Below are 21,116 nucleotides of genomic sequence, written 5' to 3'. Positions count from 1 at the left end.
TGTATCAGGCCCTTCCCTATTTATTTCTTGATCATCGCCTCGTCCTGATGCTTCATTAAATCAGCGTCTGCTTTTGTATCCTCGATATTTTTTTGGATGATGGAATAAAACCTTTGACCAATTATGCTATACTTCCATCCCATGACTGGTGAAATCAAGTTTAGTACTGCCAGGAGAATGTTCAGCAGGAGCATGCAGTGTTAAAGTTTCTAATTTTGTCTTTTTTAACAGCTGACTGATTACACTCACATGCTTCAGCTTTATCTCCAGCTCCATTTACATACCTTATTGCTCAAGTCTTTTAAAAAGGCTGTTTTCGTAAACTTTGTTGCTATGGAACAAGGGGTTGATTTCCGCTCCAGGATGCTCGCTTTCCGTGGGGCGGGCGGTGAGCCTCCTCAGCTGCGCTTGCGGGGTCTCACCTTCCCGCTAATCCCACAGGAGTCTCGCACCTTACACTCCAATCAACCCGGTTTAACAACGGGATCGCTTCACAGAAAATATTAAAAAACAACAATCTTTCAGAAAAGAGCCTTTAAAAAATAGCCGACATTCTCTAAAATCTTCTCCCTTTGGTCCGTGAATAATTGAACATACCTAAACGGTTATCTTATATTAATAGAGCAAAAACACATTCAATTTTTCCCATATTTTACATTATAGGGTACATAGTTGTTTAAATTAATAGGAAATTCGGCTTCTTTTCAAGGGTTCAATCCGGGTAAATAGTCGCATTAAAAAAAAAACACCTTTCCTCAAAAGGGAAAAGTGTTCATCTGATATCCTATCCATCTCTTTTTCTTTTTGCATCAGCTTTCTTACGTTTATCTACGGAAGCAAGCTCAAAACCCAGGCGTGAATTACCCTAGATTAGGGCAAGCTTAGCAGTCTCCTTGGAGTTGAATTTTTACCACCTGGAATCCAATTTTCCTTACCACGATTACGTCTCAAATCTGATAAAAAAACACAAAAGCTGCCAAAGGCAGCCATATGTTCTTTAACTAGCCATAAAACAGACTAAAATAGCTCTCACGGCTCTCTTTAAACCCGCGTTCAATTTCTCCCAATTCTTTGTCTTGAAATATCCTATAATTATATGGATCTTACAAATAAAAAAACAGTCTCTATATGAACAGAGGACTGCTTATATCTTCCAGGTATCCAGAGCCGTTTTGACACTTGAAAATGTTATTAAAGAAGAAAAATCGATACCGCTCTGCACCATACTCTGAGCTAACTCGGGCCTGAGCCCCGTTACAAGCATTTGAATACCCAATAGTCTTAATATGTCATTCATACGAAACACGAAGGCCGTAACTTCTATATCTATTGTATAAATCCCTGAGCAATCCAGGATTAGACAATTAATGCCCATGTTTCCTATTTTGGGTACCGTGTATTTCAGTAAGTGCTCGGTTCGATCAAGGTCCATGGACCCGATTAAAGGTAGAACTGCCACACCGTTTCTGAGTGGCACCACAGGTGAAGCAAGTTCGATTACTTCATTCTTTATTTGTTTGTGCTTGACGTCGTTATAATGTTCATAAGCAAGTATCGAATCTGCTAAGCTAATATCCAACACATAATTGAATCGACCAATGATAAAAAAACATTCCTTTATGGAAAGGTTCATCTCTTCCATAAGGCTCATGATTTTTTTTTGAAAGAAAAGCCTGAAATTCGGATAGGGTGAGACTAAACTTGATATTTTATCCAACATATATGTTTGTTCTTCAACAAATACTTTATGCCATTTGTTGAACTCTTCAACAACGAGCTGCTCCGAGTCAATCTCAATGGCTTTACCTAGGAAAGTTACAAACTCTTTCTGGTATTTAACGGTTGTATCTATTACTTCTTTGGGAACATCAAAAGGCAATACGCTCAAACTGTATTCAGTAAGCTCCCTAGCTATTACTATGGCTTGATCTATTAATACTTTACTGAATTCGATTTTTTTGGTCATTATTTTCTCCTTATACTGAAAAAATTCCGTATGTCTCTCATTATAAAGGTGCTTTATGAAAAAGGAAACAAATATTCGGGGATTTCAAGTTACTTTAGGAGAACCGCGTATTAGCTGTGATTATTAGTACAATTCATCATTTGTAAAATAAAAATAAGTTTAAACATTCAGGTCTATCTTGGGGTATATTAAGGTTTCGAAACACGAAACATTTCCAATCAAACGATTATTAGAGGATTACTATGGATGTAGATGTGATAATGATGTTACCTAGGAACAAATACATGACGAAGTTAAATAACATTTCAACAGTTGTAACACTTGATTTTGACACGCTAAAATAAGCATTTGCTCCACTAGTTTTTCAAATGCTAGATTTTTCCCTAATCAAGCCCTTGGATGGCTTTTTCGGCTATATCTTTATTTTCTAAGCCCTGCACCGTGGCAAGCTATCCAAAACTAATATGCTAAGGCGCATTCACAATTTGTGTCCATTGTAGCCATCCAAACCTTTTCCTTTGATATGAATCCGCATGATCCGAACCCTCAGTCAAAGAGACAATCGGTACGGGCAAAACTAACTGCGCTTGCAGTAAGTTAAAGAGGGTAGAATGGCTGCTATCCTCTTTAAATCTATTTCAACCTCTATAAATACTAGTGAACACTTAATTTAATGAAACTACTTGAAACGTCAGGCCTTGAGAAGAAATAGTACTTGATTACTGAATTTTCATACAGTACATTAAGAGAAGACTATTTTTAGGAGGAACGTCCGTGAACATTATTTTTTTCTCTCCACACTTTCCTCAAAATAGCACCTATTTTTGTAGTCATTTAAAGAATAACGGTGCAAACGTCCTGGGGATTGGTGATACTCCTTATGAGTCGCTAAGCGATTCTCTAAAGGAAGCTCTAACAGATTACATGCAAATTAAGCATATGGAAGAATACAATGAGGTTCTGAAAGCTGTTGGCTATTTCACTCACAAGTTTGGAAAAATAGATCGTTTTGAATCTCTTAATGATCACTGGCTTGAGCTCGAAGCAAAAATTCGAACGGATTTTAATATTTATGGTACAAAATTAGAATTCGTGTACGATGTTATTCACAAATCGAAAATGAAGAAGTTCTTTGAAAAATGCGATGTCGCTATGATTCGCAGCGTCAAGGATATAACGTATCCACAAGCAGCTGAGTTTATTAAAACTGTTGGATACCCTATCGTGATTAAGCCTGATTTAGGTTCAGGGGCGAGCATGACCTCTAAGATAAATAATGATACCGAACTAAACCAATTTTTCGAACAGAAACCAGCCGAAGTCAATTTTATTGCAGAAGAATTCATTGAAGGAAATGTATTAACCTATGACGGCTTAATTGACCGTGACGGCGTAGTCCAATTTGATGCGACTCACTTATTTGATCAAAGTATTATGACGGTCGTTAATACGAATGACCATTTGCATTACTATTGTCTAAAAGATGTTCCGACTAAAGTTAGACAAGCTGGCCAAAGTATTTTAAGGGCTTTTGACATTACCGAACGCTTTTTCCACATTGAATTATTTGAGTCTAAGAAAAATGGGAAACTCTACGCACTTGAAGTCAATATGAGGCCTCCTGGTGCTTGGATGACAGACGCCATTAATTATTCATATAATAGTGATATTTATAAAGAATGGGCCAATATGGTGGTTCATAACCATGTGAAGGTCCCTAAAGAAGGGACATACTTTACTGCATACGCAAGCCGTAAAGATCATAAGCACTATGTTCACAGCCACGAAGATATAGTGTCTACCTATTCAGCTTACATCGTTTACCATAATCGAATTGAAGATATTTTTAGTCAGGCCATGGGAAATTACGCTTATCAATTTCGAGCAGATACCTTTGAGAAGGCTCAATCAATTGTCTCTTATGTTCAAGAAGAAATGAGGACTTAACATGCATATCTCCTATCATAAGGAATGGAGCTTTTCATTAAATAGAGACATGGAATACAAAGTGTATGGGCATCGTGGCAAACCCATAGTAGCATTCCCAACGTCTTTAGGCAGATTTTTTCAATATGAAGACTTCGGAATGATTGAAGAGCTGAGTGACTACATTGAAGAGGGTCGCATTCAAGTGTGGGCTTGTGACGGCATTGATGAAGAAACCTTTTTTGCTCATCATTCTGATATCCGTTCTCGGATTACCCGTCATAAGGAATATGATCAATACATAGCTGAAGAACTTGTTCCATCAATTTTACAAACAAGCAAAAGGAACAATAATGGAGTTGATCAAAAGATTTGGATAACAGGCTGTTCCATGGGCGCATTTCACAGTGCCAATTTCTTCTTTCGTCATCCATTTGCTTTTGATGGATTACTTGCGCTCAGCGGTGTTTATTCCACAACTTATTTCTTTGGGAACCATATGGATGATGATGTCTATTTCCACTCACCTCTTTCCTACTTGAATGATATGCATGATGAGAATTATTTACAATCATATAGACAAAGCAGACTGGTCATTTGTACCGGTCAAGGTGAGTACGAAGAAGAAATGATTAAGGAAACCCATCAACTAAAAACGATTTTGGAACAAAAGAAAATCCCAGCCCGAATAGAATTTTGGGGACATGATTCCCATCACGACTGGGATTGGTGGAGGAAACAATTTCGCTTTTATATAAGTGAGTGGATGTAAGTAAACTAGTTGTGTTTAGAATTGGAATCATGGAAATTCTGCAATATTTCTTACGGGAATTTCCCCATTCAAAGGCTTTCTCTTTAGGAACACCTAGAGAGACAAGTCTTTTCGTTATCGTCCTTGGATTCTTCCATTCTTTCCATTCTTTACATATAAAAAGGAGCATTCAGCGGGTCAGTTAATCCTTCTTCGAACCAGCAAATGGAAAGCTTTATGGATATTTGCCCATTACCGCAAATATCCGATTTCCATTAAACTTACACGGTAAAGCTCTGTGAAAGCTTTTGAATCTGCTCAATGCTTCCCTGCTGGTTTTTTGCATTTTCTTGTGCTTCTTTGATGGCCAGTGAAACTTCTGACACGTTCTCAAGGATTTCTTCGGCACCTGATGCTGCTTGCTGAGAGGTGGAGGATACCATTTGAATGGCTGAATTTACTTCTTGTATGGCATTCGCCATTTCGTCTGAAGATTGAGCAATTCCATTAGACATCTGGCTTATATATTCTGCGTCTTTTTCATATTGAACACCGATGTGAACCATTTTTTCAAGATCCGGTTTTACCTTTTTATCCATATACTCCAAAATGTCTTTTGCATTGATGGTGAGATTTGTAAATGCTGTCTGCACCTGTCCAGTCACATTGCGGATGTTTTCCACTGATTTAGTGGACTGTTCAGCGAGCTTGCGTATTTCTTCCGCTACTACAGAAAATCCCTTACCGGCATCTCCTGCTCTTGCTGCCTCTATGGAAGCATTCAAAGCCAGCAAATTGGTCTGTCCGGCAATGCTGCCAATGGTATCTGCCAGAATTTTTATTTCTTCCACAACTTTCACTTCATTTATTGCCTTTGTTATTTTATCTTCATGACTTGTATAAATATTGTAGGAAGCAAGGGCAGAGTTTTTGGCATCTTCTCTTACCTGGGAGGCTCTTGATTTGATTTCCTCAGCGATGCTTCCTCCCTCATTTGCTTTTACAGCTAATTGCCTTGTTGATGATTCAATACTTTCCGCAGAAGCCCCTAATTGCTGAGTGGCTGCACTTAATTCGATTGAACCCTCTGTCATTTCCTTCGTGGTTTCTTTAATATCCTGCATAATATATATGAGTTCTGTCATGATTGCAGTCAGTTCATCAGAATTACCATCTGCTTGTTCAATTCTTTTTTTCAGATCAGCTATAAAATGCCTGACTGTATTTCCTGCATCATGCAGGGAGCGAATCAGAGAACCATCATAGCCTTCCGTATCTGTGACTCCTGTTAAATTCCCTGCTTCCAGTGCTTTTGCATATTCTTTCACTTTATTCAGGTTATTTGCCAGGATTACAGAAATCCAGGTGCCCAGCCCAATGATAGCTGCTGCACTGATTATTAATAGGGTTATTTCAATATGCCGGTTTTTGAATAATGTGCTGAGAAGTATACATATCCCTAAAATAACTGAAGGCATCATGATTATTTTATACGGGCTCGCTTCCGCTATTTTCGCTGTTTTTTTGCCTGCCAAGTTTTTCACTCCTTAATATTTAAACAATAATGCGCAAGATACGGAGCCTGCGCCGACTGACCAGAAAATGACATAATCTCCCCTTTGAATCCCGCCATTGCTTATGGCACGTTCAAAAGCCATGAAGGGGCTGGCAGCGCCAGTATAGCCATATTCAGTCCCTGTTATAGGGAATTTTTCTATACTTTCATTCAGTGCTTCCTGTATTTTATAGATATTCTTCCGGGAAAGCTGGGATAAGCAGTAGGCAGAAATATCTGCAGCTTTTAAATGGTTTCTATCTAATAAAGTGCCGATTAGCTCCAAGGTGGATTCAAATGCCCGGTCATTGTTGACATTTTCCCATTGAACCCTTTTTTCAAAATCACTTGTCTGTTCATCATACATGTTAGATATCCCACAGGCGGGAAATACAATCCGCTCCAGCGACTCTGTATTTACACTAAAAACCGAATCTATAAAGCCGCTTTTGCTATTTTCGTTTTTTTCTAAGATGATAGCACTGGCACCATCTCCAAAGCTTGCATATGTAACTGCTTCTTCACGCCTGCTGTATCTGTGCATCAGTTCAGAGCCGACAATCAATGCACGCTGTATGTGGGGGCTTGATAACATATTCCGGCTTACCTGCTCTGCCGCAGTGATCATGCCGACACATGCTGTATTCATGTCATACACAACCGCTTCTCTTTTTCCGCCAATCGCATGATGGACCGCAACTGAATTCGGCGGCCACAGGTACTCAGGTGTACCAGAAACAAAAACAATCATATCCATGTCCTGTCCGGTCATGCCCGCTTTTTCAAGGACTATTTTAGACGCTTTAACCGCCATCGTTAATGCATTTTCAGAATCATCTGCCACAAATCTATTTTCTCTGCCAAGAGCATCCAGCAAACGGGTAATATCGGAACCCTGCTTGTTAAAATGATTGATATAATATTGATTATTTACAGCTTTTTTGGGGTGGTATACAGATACTTCCTTCAGTACGATGCTGGCTGACATTATATTTGCTCTCCTTTATTTATTAAGTGATTGTTTGAGACTGGCCGTATTCAGCCGCTTGAAAGGTGTCTCGTTTACTGGCTCACGGAAATGCTTAATGCATCCTGCCGGCTATCCACAAATTGGCCGGTAAATCCTGTATTCTTGGCTATTCTTTTCAGCTGCAAACGCGGTGTTACATGTAACGGCTTTACCATTAGTATTTTTTTGAAGCCCAGACTCATATACAAAGCATAGCTTTGCTCCAGGACAGGCAGTATCGAGTGCTTGAATGTCCTCAATTCGGATGAATCCACAATTAACGTGAAATCTTTCACATGCAATTTTGCAGTTTCTTGTTTTAATAAATCAACAAAGTTGGAAGCTTTATCTGTTTCAGCAAAACCGCCCAGTGTAATAATGAATGCCTTCGCTTTTTGATTGGTCTCAAATAACGCCATGGATCAACTATCCTCTCTTTACATATCTATACAATACGGTGACCATTTCTTTATCGGCTTAATTTTTATTATTTAAAGCTGATAAAGCATATCATTTTTCTAAATAAATATTTTTAAAAATTGGAATTTGGCAGAAAAGTCCTTAAACAGAGGAATTCATCAGGAGAAGAAGTTATATACAAAAACGGCAGGCACCCCTTTTAGTGCCTGCCGTTTGGTGAATAGATTTATATTGCTACATCGTTTTACTGTGTTTCTTCTGCTGATGCGTCTTAGCTGTTGCTAATTTTTTATTCTCTTCCAAAACCTCTTTGGGAAGTTACATGGTTTTTTTCATCATTCTCTAAAAGACCATTCTCTCTTTTTCCCTCGCCATCAAATCCATCCTTATTATCTGTGTCCGGGTTTGGGGCATAACCATATTCTCTTTCACTTTTATCTTTATCATCTGTTCCATCCAGGTTATTTCCGTAATCTGTGCCGAGGCTGTCATTACCGCGCCGGGCACCGGCCGTATCATGGAACTGTTCTTTGTTCATGCCATTGATGTTATCTGTTACCAAGCTGTTTTGTAATTTGCCTGTTCTCGGATTATTGTAAGTTGCCGTATCCTCACTATCATCCAATCCCGAAGTTTGAGAGTTATTTATGCGGCCTGCCGTTCTTTTACCATCTGTTTGGAAATCATCCACACACTTTGTTCTCAAACCATCTGGTGAGGCTGTTTCCGTGCTGTCATTCAACGAGCCTGTACCCGCAGTATTTACATTGCCTGTTCCGAAACCATTTACAGTGCCAGCTTCCGCGCTGTCATTTCGAATAGCTGATCTCACTACTGCATCATTGACTGCATCAATATCCACTGCCAGAAGGAATTTTCCGTCTTTAAGATCAGCAGAATACGCGTCAAGTTCATTTCTTGGAATATTCAGGTCCGCAAATTTATCACTTTCTTCTCCTGGAGTGTCATCCATAACAAAGTATTCTTTTAATCTATCCCAAAAAGATCCATGCTGTTTCCCATCATCAGCAGAACTTGTCACAACTGTGCCTGTTTGGTCTTCTACATAATCGGTATCTTCTCTATTCGTAATAACCGATATGTTTCCGGCATCATATCCTTTTGAAGTCAAGCCTTCAATTGCATTAACTGTCTCTTCAGATGATTCATAAACTCCAACAATACTTTTTGCCATGATAACTTCCTCCCTTTAAAAAATTGAATTTCCATAGTCGTTATTGACTGTCTAGGATATTTATACCCATGCTTTATCATGATAAACAGGAAGGGTATGATTCCCATCATCTTCCAGCACATCATGATTTCTTTTAATAGAAAACTAAAATACGACTGATTTTCCCCGCAAAAAAAGGGCACCCGCTTGGATGACCCGCCTTAAAAGATGAATGATTCAACGAACAAATTCAAATTTTAATAATCTGAAAGACCAAAATAATTCTTTGCTATCTCAGCAAATTCCTTATCATCTACTTCCTTTTTTTCAGATCTTCCATCCGCCCATTCGGTAAACAAACTTTCCGTTAAAGTTGCGTTTCCTCTATCAGTCAGCATGGTGATCAGTTTTTTTTTGTTAAAAGGAGATTCCGGATGCTCCAGTATGATTTTTTGAACTTCATTCAAATCAGTTATATCATGCACCGCTTCAGCAGAATGAAAGGCATACCCCTTTTTCCACTCTGTATCTTTATCCCTCAGTTTCATATAAAAAATATAATTGCCCTGATCACTTTCTTCTTTTTTTACGGAAAATTCCCCATTCGCAGATGCAGCCGTCTCTCCAGTCAATGGAACAGGCCTTAATGGCAGATTTCCGCCGAATCCGGTATCTGCAAGGTATACCTGTCCCCTATATGTGATCAGATTGGCCACATGGGTCTTGCCGATCGTATTCCACCGCTTATTCTGCTGATCAAATATCACCCCTCGAACAAGAGTAATATCAAACCCGTTTTGTGCTAAAAAGAAATTAAGGAGTGCATTCAGTTCATAGCAAAGCCCGCCTTCATTTTTTAAAAGCAATTTATTTATTAAATTTTCTTTCGAAATGTTAGTTGTCTTCTTTCCGATAATGCATAAATTTTCAAATGGAATCGTTTTCGCCATTTTTTCAAGAATGATATCCAGGTTTTCAAAAGTGATTTCTTCATTTTCAGGGTAACCAATTCTTTTGCGAAATAATGTATTTAAGGTGCTCATTCATTCCTCCTCCATTCTGGCCATGATACACTCCTTACAGCCAATTTCATTATATCTTTATAGAAAACAGGACTGAACTGTATAGAGGGCAGGCAAGCTTGTTCATTAAGGCCTTACTGTCCTTATGGGTATATAATACTTTTAAAATTATTATATACGCGGGGTATCCATAGGAAAATTCAAACTGAAATAGAATGTACGCAAGAATAAATAAATAAATTTATTCGAAGAACAAGTATTGCAGTTTCTGTTCCAATTATCCCCTCAATAATTCCTGATACTATCTTATTTTCTATGACTTGAGTATTTTCTTTTAAGCGATTTCAGCATAGTCCCCAAAATCCTCAACCATGTAAATAAAGCTAATTTAGACTCCCTAATGCTGGACACTCAGGACTAATCAAATTGGACTGTCTTAGACTTCAATTGAATAGTGTTTCCTGCAGATGGAATTCTTCTTTGTTCTTGTTTTAGAGCTATGTGATAAAATAAATATTACTCATCTATTATTCTTCTAGAATACATGTTAGGGTTGCTTTCAACAGAAGTTGCCAAAACCATAGCCATAAATTAGTTATTATCGTTAATGGAGTTATCAATCTGACTGTCGGAATAAATATCATGATAAGTAGGTTATTTTTACAATAATAGATAAATCAGTAACTTTTTTATGCCGTCATCAACATCCGCTGCTTTATTTACTAGAAATCACTCCTTGATAAACTACAAGAGGTACCAATAGTGATTTCTTTCCGCTTAAAAAACAAACAAAAACTATAAATTGATTTGTGGGTAATTAGTTTTCGTATTTGCCTTTGATTTACTTTTTATTAGTTATGATCTTCTCTATATTGATTGCTTCTTTTCTTTTTAAAATTAGTTTATGCTGTGTCATTATCTTTGTTTACCTCATTTAATCTTTCTTTTTTCAATATTGTTTCATTATGTTCATGCTCAATATACTTTTCAATGATTTTAATACCGTTAAGTTCCTATTAAGTAGAATTCGTCACAGCATTAATATTAATACTTAGAGAGTTTTCAACATTAAGAGGTTTTGATACAAATTTCAGAAAATATAAATGTGATCTCAACATTACATCTATTGCCGTTTCAAACGTTCACTTGCAATGGGCTGTACAGGAAATGGATAAGATGGGCATATTCTACTTATATGAGGTGGTCCAGTAAATAAATAATTGGGATTTTATTTATTCAATGTGCTTCTCTTGTCAAGTGATTTCTTCCTTGACCTTAATAATCTCCTAGTTATTTATAACCTCTGGTTGTTTTCAAAAAATTGCTTTAATGCTTTCTCTAAGACCATCGATTTACTTATCCTACTTACCTCAGAATAATTATCGATTTGTTTGAATATTTGTTGATCTAATCTAAAAGTAACTTCCACGTTCTGATTATTCTTACCTAATTGTTCACTATTCTTATCTTGTTGCCATTGAGAAATCATTTGGCGCAGTGTTTGTATTTCTTTGGCATTAAGTTTTAAAGCTTCTGAATCACTAATTTTATTTTTTGCTTCTTTAGAATTTTCCTTTATTAGATTTTTTTTGTGATCTAGAGTTTCAATTACTTCGTTCACTTCATCTTGATAACCCTGGATTTCTTTTGTTAAAGCGGAACTATTAATCTCACTTTTTTCCAATTTATCAAAGGATCGAACACCCTTTTCTGAATAATCCGACACTTCATCAAGTAAAGCTTTCCTATTTTTTTTTGTCCATAATTTAAAAGAACCATCATAATTGTAGCCATTATTTTTTAAGAGTACCTTTAGTTCTTGCCTATTCACTCCAAATTCCACTTCTGTCTTCAGGAAAGATTTTACATTATTAAGGAAGGAAACTACCTCATTTAGATCTAAATCTTTATTGGTGGAGGTGTTTTTTTCGTCGACTATATCTTTATTTAAATAATTATTTTGACCTTTTTTATTAAGAGGCTGTTTAGTTTTTTCTTTTATAGTAAGAGTCCATCGTTTTGTTACTTTGTCATAAACATATCCTTCATTCTCTAAACGAAATTGTAAGTTACTTACAAACGGGGCACGAAGTTTTCTATTAACCGCAAATTCTTTAGATATATCATAAAGTGTTAGTCCGTTATTTAATTTCTCCACAATTTTTTCTAATTTAACTTTTTTATCTTTCATACCGTCTTTAAAGAGAGGATCATAATTATGTTCCTCAAGTGTAATACCTTTAGTATTTTGTTCTTTTGAACCCTCAATTTCAACTTCAAACTTTTTTTCAGCTTTGCACTGCTGATCTTGGTCACAGTTTTCCTTTTTCCTATACCTTTTTAAGTCAACTTCTCGCTTACTTATCTCAGCAAATAATTCTAATCCTTGTTCACTGAACAGCCTCCCAAAGTCAATAGTACGGAACATGGGGATAGCTTGAATGAACTTATTTGCCAATCCTCGATCTACCTGTATAAAATGCTTTTCCAATATAAACTGTTTAGACGCTAAATTAAAGTAATAGGTTGGATTGATACGTAGTATTGTACTAACCTGATTGTTTGTGTAATATTTTGCTTCATTAATCATAATCTGTTCCAATATTCCGGTATCCAAATCCCTACAAACGGTCATTCCTTCAATAGTTGTCTCAGTTGTCAAATCTCCCACTTTTGTTTCTAACGTCCACACTTTTTTAAAGTGTGCCTCTCTAAGCGTTTCCTTCAACTCTTCTACGTCTGTTTTTAATAATTCAGCTGCATTTTGAAGACTATAATTTTTGGCGTTAAGTAAGTGGACAATCTTTAAAACATTTGAAGGTATACTAGACTTGTTTCCCATATCGATATATGTCCAACGTCTTTTGTAATTATATTTTTTTAATATTTCCTTCAAATCATTTGTAGTTAAACTTAATTGTTCTGCCTTGAAATGTAAACTATTACCAGAATATAACGTGTATGGAACTCCAGAAATTTGTTCAAAAGAAATATTACCCTTTACTAATTCTTGCTGTATTTCTTTCAACCATTTTTTTGACTCTAAGTCAAAATGGTACCCTTCTTTTTCTAGATGCTCTTTTATAAATATCGGTTCTATTTTATATATTGGTGCTAAATATTCAAAAGTTTCTCCCCCGTTAAGTTTAGCTACGATCTCCTGAAGTTTGTTTTGAACAAGTAACTCTCTCTCCTTGAGATGAGAATTTACAATGTCTAGGATATCCATCTGTACTACCCCTTTTACAATATTTACATTTTAAAGATTTTTAAAATGATAACATGTCTGCAATTCCTTTTAGATTTCGATCCTTGTCATTCACTTCATTGTCCATACTCAAAATAAAATCAAAAAATGATGTTAAAGCGAGTTTTGGATTATCTGTCAGTAGTTTAAAAAGAATTTCAAAACCACCTGCTGCATATTCCTCAAATATTTGTATCTTTTTATCAAATGTTTCTGGATCATCACTAAGAATGGCGATATCCCCAGTTTGTGTTAAAGCAATTGCATCAATTATTGTCTCGTCCGTCTCTAAAGTAAACACGCTCCATGGAATTCCTTCTGCAGAACTTGTAAACTTTGTTCTTTTTTGTTCCATGAATCCAATTGTGCCTGCTGCCATAAAAATATCCTTATAGGTTGAAAAGATCCCAAATTCTTCGGAATCTATTAATTTTTTATATCGTTCCTCTTGATCTTTAGGACGTTTAATCCTTCTCTTAGACATTTGTATTAAACTCCTCTACTGCTTCGGTAAATTCGTAAGGTCGCTCTTTATTTTGTCGTGGATCATTATATATAAGTTTATATTCTTTTCCAATGTAGTCGGCCAATTGTTCACTTACCTCTCCTTTCCATTGAGAAGTTGAAACAATTACAATAACTTGATCAGATAATTTATGAATTCCTTTTGCGATTCTTTCTCTATGATCTGAGTCTAAAGCCCCAAATGGAGAATCCATTACAAGAGGATAAATACCTCCTTCATCAAAATCAGCCTTTTGATCTTTATAATGTTCGCGAGCGATATCAACTATTGCACCTATGAAAGACAAACTTGTAATTTGTCTTTCCCCTTGAGATAATCCAACTATATTATTGTTGTCATTGAGGACATTCAGTTCATAATTATCGGCTAGTTGGATATGATAACCTTTCCTTAAAAACTGCGTATAAACTTTTGTTATTCGATCTTGTAACTGTGATTTTACTTGTCTTTCTCGCACTTGTAGGATCTCTTGCATCACACTTTCGAGCTTTTGTAATGCCTCCATCCGCTTTTGTGTTAATAATCCCTTTTCTTCCAGAGCTTGATATTTTTTTTCTTCATTGGTTTTTTCATTGATACTTTTTTTTATTCTTTCAAGATCACTTTCAATAACTCCTATACGTCGTTCTACTGAACTTTTTTTTTCAATCAGTTTTAATCTCTTATTTTCTAACTCTACTATCTCTTCTGATTCTTTCCCTGCTAGTTTCAAACTTATTTCATCAAGTTCTTCTGATAATTTTTTCTGTATTAGAATTTCATTAAGTTCACTTTTCTTCTTCGATTTTAAGTCAGTAATTAAATTTAATCTTCGTTCCTTAACAAGTTTTAAATTGCCTGTTAAATCATATATTTTATTTTGAAAGTTGTTAACATTTAATTTCTCCTTTAATTGGAGGAGATGTTCAAAATGTGTTGAACCTGATGATAAGTAACTACCACAAATACATTGACCTTTAGAAATAAGCTCATCAATAAAAAGGCTACTAACGCCAGTAAATGTATCTACATTCACGTTGTTTTTAATAATTGAGTCGGCTTTTTGTATAGCTGAATAACTAAATGCAAGATACCCCAATTTACTCATCTTTTCCTGCATTTGTCTTCTTATATCACTAATCCTTTTTTGAACGTCTAAAAAATCTGCTTGTTTAATATCTCTTTGAGCTTGTAATTGCTTAGCTCCTTCAATTTGTTTTAAACGCGTCTCCACCTCAACGATCTGTTTGTCTAAGATCGTCAAGTTCTCTTTTTGAAGAATTTCTTGTTTTCTAAGATCCTCACGTTGTCCTTCCAGCTTATCAAGTTCTTCTATTAAGGTAATAATTTGTAAATTCCCAAATTTTTTTAACTCGTTACGAAATCTAACCCTTGCTTTCTCAGTGTGTATAATGGCCCTCTCTAAGATTTCAAGCCCCATAATATTTTTGATTGCTTTTTTTACGTCTTCAGTTCCACTGTCTTTGGATAAATTATCAATTCTTTCACCATCAAAAAAGAAATAGGTTCTTAAATCTTCAGGAAGAATCCTGTTTAACTCTACTGTTGGATTATTAACCGATTTAAATAAACCACCTTTTTCAATATAATCTACTTTTACTTCTGGCTCGAAATATAATACTTTTCCATTTGTAGATCTTGCCCTAACTTTTCGAGTAACGGTGTAATCTTTACCACTATCAAGGAAATTTATTGTAACTGAACCTTCTACTTCATCTTCACCAGCACCCGCGATTGCATGTTCATTAATGATATTAGACTCATTTGGAAGATTAAGTAATCCATAAAAACACCAGCTAAAAGCATTAAGAAGAGCAGTTTTACCAGAACCATTTTCGCCGTGTATAACTGTAACATTTCTTGTAGCTGATTTAGAAAACTCGATTGTCTGTTCTTGATAATACTGTCTGAAGTTTTTCAACTTTATATATTGAATTAGCATTATTCTTTAATCCTTTCTTTTACTATATTAATAATATCACTTATAATCGTTGTACCTTGTAGATTTTTTAAGTGTAGTATTGCTTTTTCTGCTTGTAATATTTCTTTAAGAATTAGAGCACTTGAATCCGGTAACTCTGCTAGTAATGATTCTATTTTTTCTCTGTCGTTACTCATAATAAAAACCTCCCCTCGATCATCTCTACATTTCCAATAAATTATATGCATGCTTTATTTCGTTTAATATTTGGTGTGCTAGAGGTCCATTTAAAGCAAGATCAGCAAATTCACAAAACCTTTTTAGCTCGCGTTTAATCATATTTCTTTCCGTATTAAACACTGAAGTGTCAATAAACTTAATTTCATCTAATTTTCTTGGAACCACTATAAAATCATGAATATATGAATATTTCTTATTTGGGTGTTTTCTTAGAACTCTGCCTCTCCGTTGAATAAATTCACGAGGATTTGTACTACTTGCTAATATAAAAGCTCTTTTTGTAGCAGGTACATCAACGCCTTCGTCTAAACACTTAATGGCAACAAGTGTTTGCAATTCTCCTGACTCAAATTTCTCTAATAGTTTCTTTCTTACGTTTGCATCCTCCCGGGAGGTAAATGTATGCACTTTCATATTTAAGCCAGTTCCTAGTAATTTTACAACAGCATCTATTTGCTTTTCTCCATCCACATTACTATCACCACAATAAACTATATTATGACTCTCGTCTTTCTGCTCTTGCATGATTTCTTTTAATTTCCCAATTTTATTCCTAGCATGATTTATAATCCTGGCCCGTTCAATTAATAAACCTTCTAATGATTTATTATCCCCGATAGTATTATCATCTTTTGGATACATTTTTACTATTTTTCTTGTAATCTCAAAATAATTTTCAGCCTCATCTTCGTCTAATGTAATGATGTGTGGGTAATAGTAATATTCCGTAAGAAATTGTCCAATTGCATGATTTAATCCAAATTCAAATACGACCTTCCCTCCGAAATAATTTAGTAATTTGGAAGTACCTTCATCGTCAAACCAGCGATTAGGAGTCGCCGACAACGCGAGCCTATAAGGAAAATTTTCATTTAAATACATTCTACCTTTTTCAGCACCTAAATGATGAGCCTCGTCCGCTATAAAGGCGACTTCTCCCTTTATATTTCTACTCATCTCTTGCATAGCCTGAGTTGCAAAAGTAGCATTCGTTGTAATTAAGCAAAAGTGATTCAACACTCCAGAGTTATATGCAGCTACATAATTAGCTAGATCCTCTTGCCATACACTTCTGGAGCGATAGGCAATAACTGGAGACATATTAAACAAATTAATATCTTTTACCCACTGGTCAACTAAATGCATATACGGACAGACTATTATCACTGCCAGGCGCTTAGTTACTTCTGCTAATTTAGCAATTGCTGCTAAAGCAGTGATTGTTTTACCAGTACCTGTGGCCATTTCTAGTAAACCCTGACAATCGTTACGAAACCAACTCTTAATAGCATTTTGCTGATACTCTCTAATGGTCAAATGAGGAGGAATTAATGGGTAATATTCATTTATCACGACACTGTTTGCTTCTATAAAGCTCATCTGAGAATCAAGTGAAATAATTGTATCTTTTTTATAACTCAATATTTTCTTTCTCAAAGCAGCAGGAAAGTCAATAATCTCTAATTCCTTAGTTTGATTATTCCACAATCTATTGAAATCTAGCTCCTTTTTTTCTACCCTTGCTTCTTCGCTCGGGTTCCATGAACAAAATACATCAATAGATTCAAAATTATTAGTTAGACCACCTTCCGTCTCATTCAAAGAACCTGAAAAAGCAATTTTGTGGCCACTTTCATCTTCGACTATACCTATCTTTTCGTGATAAATACCACTTAATATATCACCTTTTACTACTGCAATTTTTATATCTAATTGATTTTTATAGATAAGCCACGCAAGATAGTTATAACATTCCTCCATAAATGAGGTTATATTATTTTCCATTTGCCTAACTAGAGCTTCCTCAATAACAGTTTTTCTCGCTTTGTAACCCTTTGTTATCGCCTCAATATCGTGTTCATTGAGTTTAGGTGATGCTATCAATTGCATTTGCCCACCATTATTAATAAAATGTCTCATTCCTTTAGCGACTGATATTAGAGAGCCACTAGTGAAATAACCGACTGCTCTTTTATATTTCTTAGCTATTGAAAGAACAGGATTATAAAAATCTCTTACGATATGTCCATCCTCATCATCCGACCTATATTGGTATGAAATTGATAATTGACTAAAGTCCATTATTTACTCCTTTGTTATGAAGCGATTATGTTTATATATAAAATCAGATATACAATTCATCCTATAATTTTTAATTATACCCACAATCTTTTCTAAATAAGTTTTAATTAATGTTAAGTATTTTTTACCTCTCTATTAGAAGGAAGATTATAACTAAATGAAGAGAATGTTAGATAATATTTAACTGTCTGGAATAGATATCGGCCTGTTTAATTTTGATTAAAGGGCAAATCGATTAATTCACTATTAAAAAAAGTTAAACAGTGTCCTATTTCTACCGGTTTATACAAAAAAATAACCAGATAATTTTATTTTTTCAGATTTCTTAGATTAAACCAGTTGTAACATTTTTGTGATATTTTTCTACATTTTACAATAAAGCAGAATAAGAATCAGTATACCACTTTTTTATTATAAAGTTACCCGTGGTCTAAACTAAGACATTAACAATACCACCGGCCTATATTTACTTAGACAAAGACTATTAATTAAGTTAACCATCATTTCTCAACGATTAATGGTTGTAATTCACTTAAGATGGGAATTTTTGTATGCAGTATCATTGTAAAAAAAATACAAAAGTACTAGTGTATTATGGTAGAATAATAGTAATAAATTCTGTCAAGAATAAACTATTTTTACTTAAGAAAAGGTGAATTTCCCTATGAAAGATAATAAAAAAAGAGAATTAGAGGTTTTGAATCGTGTATGTACACAAAACGATATTTCTGTAAAACTCGTTTCTGAGTTAATTAGGGCGGCCAAGAAATTTTCATATGAAAATGTTTCTGATGGTACCAGGGTTACCGAATATCAAGACTTAATTAAATATCTTTCTAAAGATAATGGCGTGGGTGGAAAATAATGCTCTTAAAGACACTTAAATTTTATAATTATAAGACTTATTATGGAATCCAGGAGATAGACCTATATATTCCAAAAAAAGTAAGACAAGAGGAATTACAAAATATTATTCTCCTAGGTGGCCTTAATGGTGCCGGGAAGACTACAATTTTAAAAGCAATTCTCTATATTTTATTTGGAAAAAGAGGAATGACCGACTTAGAGCATAAAAGACTCTTTTCGAATGTTATTAATAATACCTTTTTTGATGAAGGAGGCCGGGAATGTTCTGTTTCATTAAGCTTAGAAACTGATTCTGGCGAAGAATGGACTCTGGGTATTAAATGGTTCTTCGACCAGAATAAATCAGTCACTCATGAAGAACGAGAATTAGAGATAAAAAAAGCTGGTTCAAAAATGTCAAAGAAAGCTCGTATTGAAAACATTGAAGTATATAATAGGTTTATCGACAGGATAATTCCTTATTATGCGGCTCCTTTCTTTATTTTTGACGGTGAAGAAATTAAGGATATTATTTTGAGACAGAATAGTAACGAAATGAAAGCTGCTATTCATAAAATAACTGGCATGGAGGCTTATAAGCAACTTCTTGTTGATATTCGTTCTCTTAAAAATTCATTAGAGAAAAAGCTGGCTAAATCTGCAGGTCAGGTAAAACTATCTACATTCCAGACACAGTTAGATGAAGTTAATGGTACTATTACAATTCTTGAATCAAAGAAGGATACACTAAATGCTGACATTCGTAAATTTGAAGAACTAATAGACAAAACTAAAGAAAAACGCAGCAAAAAGATTTCCCGAAATTCGAAATCACGTGAGTCTATTGTTAAACAACAGTCACGCTTATCAACCGAATTGAAGCTTGCCACTGACAATCTAAATGAATTCCTTAATCATAATATGATTAATATTATCGTGGGCGATAAAATATCTAAATTAAAGAAGCAGTTAAAGCTTGAAAATGAGGTTAGCCATAAAAAAATATTAAGGGATGCTTCTTTAACTCCTTATCGTAAGTTTATCAATCAGTTACTCAATAAAAGTATAACTCCTCCATTGAGTCAGGAGCAGTTAGAACAAATAAGTAAACTTGGTGAAGACATTTGGATTAAAGAGAATGCAATAAAGCATTCTGTTCCAGAAGATTTTAATGAATTACATGATATATCCAATAACGATTATAGTTTTCTTATTAATCTTGCGATAAAAGATAAAACACAGGCCGCCAATTATATAAATAAAATCGAAAGACTTAAGCAAGAACTTGAATCTTTAGAAGTGGAAATTAGAAATGCTCCTGAATCAGTCAATATCGATGAAGAAAATGATCGGATTGACCTGCTAACAAAAGCGGTTGGTGAAAAAAATCTAAGGTTAAAGTCTTTAATGCTACGGCTTAACAACGCTTTAGATGAAAGAGCAAATATTAAAAACAATATAACCAGATTGTCTGGCCATGGTGGAAATTTAGAAGAGTTAATGGAACAAAGTAAACAGGTAAGTAAGGCGATTGAAGCAATGGATCAGTATGTTACAGAAATAACTACTTTAAAAGCCACGTTAATTAAAGAGGAATTCTCTAGGATGCTGCGTCAATTGTTTAGAAAACAAGATGAATTTGGAAACATTGAATTTGATATAAACACTTATTCGATTCGTTTGTATAATGATCGAATGAAGGAAATCAGTATTCAGGATCGGTCTGCTGGGGAAATGCAGATGATTTCATCCGCTCTCATATGGGCTCTTACTAAAGCTTCTGATTTATCATTGCCTATGGTTATTGATACTCCTTTAGGGAGACTTGATAGTTATCATAGAAACCATCTGATTAATCATTATTATAAAGAACTAAGTGAACAGGTAATTATATTGTCCACTGATACAGAAATCACGCAAGAATATGTAAAGCTCATGGAAAGCAATTCCTACAAGCAATATATGCTGGATTATGATGAAGAAAAGAAATATACAGTTATACGAGACGGTTATTTTCAATTTGTTAAAGGGTGATTAAATGTCCAATAAAAGAATGTTATTATCGGAAGAAGGCAAAAAAATAGTAGACTTAATAGCTGAATCTCTAGAAGTTGAAAGGCCAATGGCCATAAGAATAGCACTCGCCAAAGGGATAGCTGTATCAAGTGGGTCAATTAATGAAAATTACACTGGTGGTAATCGATGGACCATACCTGATTCTATAATTAAAGATAAAGAGTTTTTACTCTTCAAACACTTAATAATCAATGAGACAAATAAATCACTGAACGATGAGGAACTTCATAAATACATGTTAATGTATATCGAAAAAGGCTTAAGAACCTTAAGAGATATACTTAAAAATAAAACCTCTATGGAGGATTTTAGATTAAGTATTCTATAAATAATACAAAACTCCCACCATTGCGGT

17 protein-coding genes and 1 pseudogene are annotated in these 21,116 nt (G+C 34.9%); 5 read left to right on the top strand and 13 right to left on the bottom strand.

Annotated elements, in window-relative coordinates; translation table 11 throughout:
• Window positions 1-20 precede the first annotated feature (20 nt).
• Both ACN6MY_RS08250 and ACN6MY_RS08245 read right to left on the bottom strand, forming a co-directional pair.
• Entirely contained in the window at window positions 21-158 is a 138-nt protein-coding gene (locus ACN6MY_RS08250) for a hypothetical protein (RefSeq protein ID WP_419883530.1), read from the bottom strand.
• A 986-nt stretch (window positions 159-1,144) separates the two neighbouring features.
• Entirely contained in the window at window positions 1,145-1,966 is an 822-nt protein-coding gene (locus ACN6MY_RS08245) for an STAS domain-containing protein (protein ID WP_419883529.1), read from the bottom strand.
• Window positions 1,967-2,740: 774 nt separating this feature from the next.
• Here ACN6MY_RS08245 and ACN6MY_RS08240 point away from each other — a divergent pair.
• Together ACN6MY_RS08240 and ACN6MY_RS08235 are read left to right on the top strand one after the other, a co-directional pair.
• A complete protein-coding gene (locus ACN6MY_RS08240) occupies window positions 2,741-3,913 on the top strand; it encodes an ATP-grasp domain-containing protein (RefSeq protein ID WP_419883528.1) in 1,173 nt (390 codons plus the stop codon).
• Window position 3,914: 1 nt separating this feature from the next.
• The gene (locus tag ACN6MY_RS08235; protein WP_419883527.1) at window positions 3,915-4,664 is read left to right on the top strand and encodes an esterase family protein; all 750 of its coding nucleotides are present in this window, start codon (window positions 3,915-3,917) and stop codon (window positions 4,662-4,664) included.
• Between the two features lie 7 nt (window positions 4,665-4,671).
• Here ACN6MY_RS08235 and ACN6MY_RS08230 read toward each other — a convergent pair.
• The 11 genes and pseudogenes from ACN6MY_RS08230 to ACN6MY_RS08180 form a co-directional block, all read right to left on the bottom strand.
• Window positions 4,672-4,809: pseudogene (locus ACN6MY_RS08230) on the bottom strand (group II intron reverse transcriptase/maturase); the annotation flags it as partial.
• A gap of 115 nt (window positions 4,810-4,924) precedes the next feature.
• On the bottom strand, window positions 4,925-6,187 hold the full coding sequence (locus ACN6MY_RS08225) for a methyl-accepting chemotaxis protein (protein WP_419883526.1): 1,263 nt from the start codon (window positions 6,185-6,187) through the stop codon (window positions 4,925-4,927).
• 3 nt (window positions 6,188-6,190) lie between these two features.
• The gene (locus tag ACN6MY_RS08220; RefSeq protein ID WP_419883525.1) at window positions 6,191-7,186 is read right to left on the bottom strand and encodes a 3-oxoacyl-[acyl-carrier-protein] synthase III C-terminal domain-containing protein; all 996 of its coding nucleotides are present in this window, start codon (window positions 7,184-7,186) and stop codon (window positions 6,191-6,193) included.
• Between the two features lie 74 nt (window positions 7,187-7,260).
• Entirely contained in the window at window positions 7,261-7,626 is a 366-nt protein-coding gene (locus ACN6MY_RS08215; protein ID WP_419883524.1) for a hypothetical protein, read from the bottom strand.
• A 290-nt stretch (window positions 7,627-7,916) separates the two neighbouring features.
• Window positions 7,917-8,822, bottom strand: a complete 906-nt coding sequence (locus tag ACN6MY_RS08210; RefSeq protein WP_419883523.1) for a general stress protein — start codon at window positions 8,820-8,822, stop codon at window positions 7,917-7,919.
• 236 nt (window positions 8,823-9,058) lie between these two features.
• On the bottom strand, window positions 9,059-9,844 hold the full coding sequence (locus ACN6MY_RS08205) for an arylamine N-acetyltransferase family protein (RefSeq protein WP_419883522.1): 786 nt from the start codon (window positions 9,842-9,844) through the stop codon (window positions 9,059-9,061).
• Window positions 9,845-11,117: 1,273 nt separating this feature from the next.
• Window positions 11,118-13,052 carry a hypothetical protein gene (locus ACN6MY_RS08200; protein WP_419883521.1) on the bottom strand — a complete coding sequence of 645 codons (1,935 nt, stop codon included), beginning with the start codon at window positions 13,050-13,052 and terminating at the stop codon, window positions 11,118-11,120.
• Between the two features lie 40 nt (window positions 13,053-13,092).
• On the bottom strand, window positions 13,093-13,554 hold the full coding sequence (locus ACN6MY_RS08195; protein ID WP_419883520.1) for a DNA phosphorothioation-associated protein 4: 462 nt from the start codon (window positions 13,552-13,554) through the stop codon (window positions 13,093-13,095).
• Entirely contained in the window at window positions 13,547-15,538 is a 1,992-nt protein-coding gene (locus ACN6MY_RS08190; RefSeq protein ID WP_419883519.1) for an AAA family ATPase, read from the bottom strand. The genes ACN6MY_RS08195 and ACN6MY_RS08190 overlap by 8 nt, the downstream gene beginning before the upstream one ends.
• Window positions 15,538-15,714, bottom strand: a complete 177-nt coding sequence (locus ACN6MY_RS08185; RefSeq protein WP_419883518.1) for a hypothetical protein — start codon at window positions 15,712-15,714, stop codon at window positions 15,538-15,540. Before ACN6MY_RS08185 ends, ACN6MY_RS08190 begins: the two co-directional genes overlap by 1 nt.
• Window positions 15,715-15,739: 25 nt before the next feature.
• Window positions 15,740-17,839, bottom strand: coding sequence for a DEAD/DEAH box helicase family protein (locus ACN6MY_RS08180; protein WP_419883517.1), 2,100 nt, complete (start codon window positions 17,837-17,839; stop codon window positions 15,740-15,742).
• A gap of 664 nt (window positions 17,840-18,503) precedes the next feature.
• On the opposite strand from ACN6MY_RS08180, the gene ACN6MY_RS08175 reads away from it, so the two are divergent.
• Genes ACN6MY_RS08175 through ACN6MY_RS08165 form a run of 3 tightly spaced genes read left to right on the top strand, consistent with a single transcriptional unit; the run spans window position 18,504 to window position 21,089 of the window.
• Window positions 18,504-18,704 carry a DNA modification system-associated small protein gene (locus ACN6MY_RS08175; RefSeq protein WP_419883516.1) on the top strand — a complete coding sequence of 67 codons (201 nt, stop codon included), beginning with the start codon at window positions 18,504-18,506 and terminating at the stop codon, window positions 18,702-18,704.
• Window positions 18,704-20,719 carry a DNA sulfur modification protein DndD gene (dndD, locus tag ACN6MY_RS08170; protein ID WP_419883515.1) on the top strand — a complete coding sequence of 672 codons (2,016 nt, stop codon included), beginning with the start codon at window positions 18,704-18,706 and terminating at the stop codon, window positions 20,717-20,719. The genes ACN6MY_RS08175 and dndD overlap by 1 nt, the downstream gene beginning before the upstream one ends.
• 4 nt (window positions 20,720-20,723) lie before the next feature.
• On the top strand, window positions 20,724-21,089 hold the full coding sequence (locus ACN6MY_RS08165) for a hypothetical protein (protein ID WP_419883514.1): 366 nt from the start codon (window positions 20,724-20,726) through the stop codon (window positions 21,087-21,089).
• The last annotated feature ends 27 nt before the right edge of the window (window positions 21,090-21,116 follow it).

Origin of the sequence: Peribacillus sp. B-H-3 (genome assembly GCF_048572925.1) — a bacterium.
Lineage (GTDB): Bacteria > Bacillota > Bacilli > Bacillales > DSM-1321 > Peribacillus.
This window is presented reverse-complemented; position numbering and strand designations above follow the sequence as displayed.